The organism is Pseudomonas sp. NFPP12, from assembly GCF_900103205.1.
Lineage (GTDB): Bacteria > Pseudomonadota > Gammaproteobacteria > Pseudomonadales > Pseudomonadaceae > Aquipseudomonas > Aquipseudomonas protegens.
In genome coordinates this window covers 1-2,987 of record NZ_FMWW01000018.1, presented here as the reverse complement: position 1 = coordinate 2,987, position 2,987 = coordinate 1, and the positions used below count along the sequence as shown (strand labels likewise).

Here is a 2,987-nt window from a genome sequence, read left to right as displayed (position 1 = left end):
CCATCATAAGATGGTTATCTTGTACTGAATACATAGGTGCAAGAGGCGAACCAGGGGAACTGAAACATCTAAGTACCCTGAGGAAAAGAAATCAACCGAGATTCCCTTAGTAGTGGCGAGCGAACGGGGACTAGCCCTTAAGTGGCTTTGAGATTAGCGGAACGCTCTGGAAAGTGCGGCCATAGTGGGTGATAGCCCTGTACGCGAAAATCTCTTAGTCATGAAATCGAGTAGGACGGGGCACGAGAAACCTTGTCTGAATATGGGGGGACCATCCTCCAAGGCTAAATACTACTGACTGACCGATAGTGAACTAGTACCGTGAGGGAAAGGCGAAAAGAACCCCGGAGAGGGGAGTGAAATAGATCCTGAAACCGTATGCGTACAAGCAGTGGGAGCAGACTTTGTTCTGTGACTGCGTACCTTTTGTATAATGGGTCAGCGACTTATTTTCAGTGGCAAGCTTAACCGAATAGGGGAGGCGTAGCGAAAGCGAGTCTTAATAGGGCGTCTAGTCGCTGGGAATAGACCCGAAACCGGGCGATCTATCCATGGGCAGGTTGAAGGTTAGGTAACACTGACTGGAGGACCGAACCGACTACCGTTGAAAAGTTAGCGGATGACCTGTGGATCGGAGTGAAAGGCTAATCAAGCTCGGAGATAGCTGGTTCTCCTCGAAAGCTATTTAGGTAGCGCCTCATGTATCACTGTAGGGGGTAGAGCACTGTTTCGGCTAGGGGGTCATCCCGACTTACCAAACCGATGCAAACTCCGAATACCTACAAGTGCCGAGCATGGGAGACACACGGCGGGTGCTAACGTCCGTCGTGAAAAGGGAAACAACCCAGACCGTCAGCTAAGGTCCCAAAGTTATGGTTAAGTGGGAAACGATGTGGGAAGGCTTAGACAGCTAGGAGGTTGGCTTAGAAGCAGCCACCCTTTAAAGAAAGCGTAATAGCTCACTAGTCGAGTCGGCCTGCGCGGAAGATGTAACGGGGCTCAAACCATACACCGAAGCTACGGGTATCACGTAAGTGATGCGGTAGAGGAGCGTTCTGTAAGCCTGTGAAGGTGAGTTGAGAAGCTTGCTGGAGGTATCAGAAGTGCGAATGCTGACATGAGTAACGACAATGGGTGTGAAAAACACCCACGCCGAAAGACCAAGGTTTCCTGCGCAACGTTAATCGACGCAGGGTTAGTCGGTCCCTAAGGCGAGGCTGAAAAGCGTAGTCGATGGAAAACAGGTTAATATTCCTGTACTTCTAGTTATTGCGATGGAGGGACGGAGAAGGCTAGGCCAGCTTGGCGTTGGTTGTCCAAGTTTAAGGTGGTAGGCTGGAATCTTAGGTAAATCCGGGGTTCTAAGGCCGAGAGCTGATGACGAGTTACCTTTTAGGTGACGAAGTGGTTGATGCCATGCTTCCAAGAAAAGCTTCTAAGCTTCAGATAACTAGGAACCGTACCCCAAACCGACACAGGTGGTTGGGTAGAGAATACCAAGGCGCTTGAGAGAACTCGGGTGAAGGAACTAGGCAAAATGGCACCGTAACTTCGGGAGAAGGTGCGCCGGTGAGGGTGAAGGACTTGCTCCGTAAGCTCATGCCGGTCGAAGATACCAGGCCGCTGCGACTGTTTATTAAAAACACAGCACTCTGCAAACACGAAAGTGGACGTATAGGGTGTGACGCCTGCCCGGTGCCGGAAGGTTAATTGATGGGGTTAGCTAACGCGAAGCTCTTGATCGAAGCCCCGGTAAACGGCGGCCGTAACTATAACGGTCCTAAGGTAGCGAAATTCCTTGTCGGGTAAGTTCCGACCTGCACGAATGGCGTAACGATGGCGGCGCTGTCTCCACCCGAGACTCAGTGAAATTGAAATCGCTGTGAAGATGCAGTGTATCCGCGGCTAGACGGAAAGACCCCGTGAACCTTTACTATAGCTTTGCACTGGACTTTGAATTTGCTTGTGTAGGATAGGTGGGAGGCTTTGAAGCGTGAACGCCAGTTTGCGTGGAGCCATCCTTGAAATACCACCCTGGCAACTTTGAGGTTCTAACTCAGGTCCGTTATCCGGATCGAGGACAGTGTATGGTGGGTAGTTTGACTGGGGCGGTCTCCTCCTAAAGAGTAACGGAGGAGTACGAAGGTGCGCTCAGACCGGTCGGAAATCGGTCGTAGAGTATAAAGGCAAAAGCGCGCTTGACTGCGAGACAGACACGTCGAGCAGGTACGAAAGTAGGTCTTAGTGATCCGGTGGTTCTGTATGGAAGGGCCATCGCTCAACGGATAAAAGGTACTCCGGGGATAACAGGCTGATACCGCCCAAGAGTTCATATCGACGGCGGTGTTTGGCACCTCGATGTCGGCTCATCACATCCTGGGGCTGAAGCCGGTCCCAAGGGTATGGCTGTTCGCCATTTAAAGTGGTACGCGAGCTGGGTTTAGAACGTCGTGAGACAGTTCGGTCCCTATCTGCCGTGGACGTTTGAGATTTGAGAGGGGCTGCTCCTAGTACGAGAGGACCGGAGTGGACGAACCTCTGGTGTTCCGGTTGTCACGCCAGTGGCATTGCCGGGTAGCTATGTTCGGAAAAGATAACCGCTGAAAGCATCTAAGCGGGAAACTTGCCTCAAGATGAGATCTCACTGGGATCTTGAATCCCCTAAAGGGCCGTCGAAGACTACGACGTTGATAGGTTGGGTGTGTAAGCGCTGTGAGGCGTTGAGCTAACCAATACTAATTGCCCGTGAGGCTTGACCATATAACACCCAAGCAATTTGCTTAAGAAGCGAGTTGCGGTGTGTGAAGACGATACAAACCGAAAGTTTGCGAACACACAAACCTATTACATACCCATTCGCTGGCACGTTGCACAAGCAACGGACTGGCTACCGAATTTCTTGACGACCATAGAGCGTTGGAACCACCTGATCCCATCCCGAACTCAGAAGTGAAACGATGCATCGCCGATGGTAGTGTGGGGTTTCC

General features: G+C 51.4%; 2 rRNA genes. Both read left to right on the top strand.

The features are described from left to right. Positions 1-2,760, top strand: a 23S ribosomal RNA gene (locus BLS75_RS31795); the annotation flags it as partial. Between the two features lie 138 nt (positions 2,761-2,898). Next, positions 2,899-2,987: ribosomal RNA gene (gene rrf / locus BLS75_RS31790) — 5S ribosomal RNA — on the top strand; the annotation flags it as partial.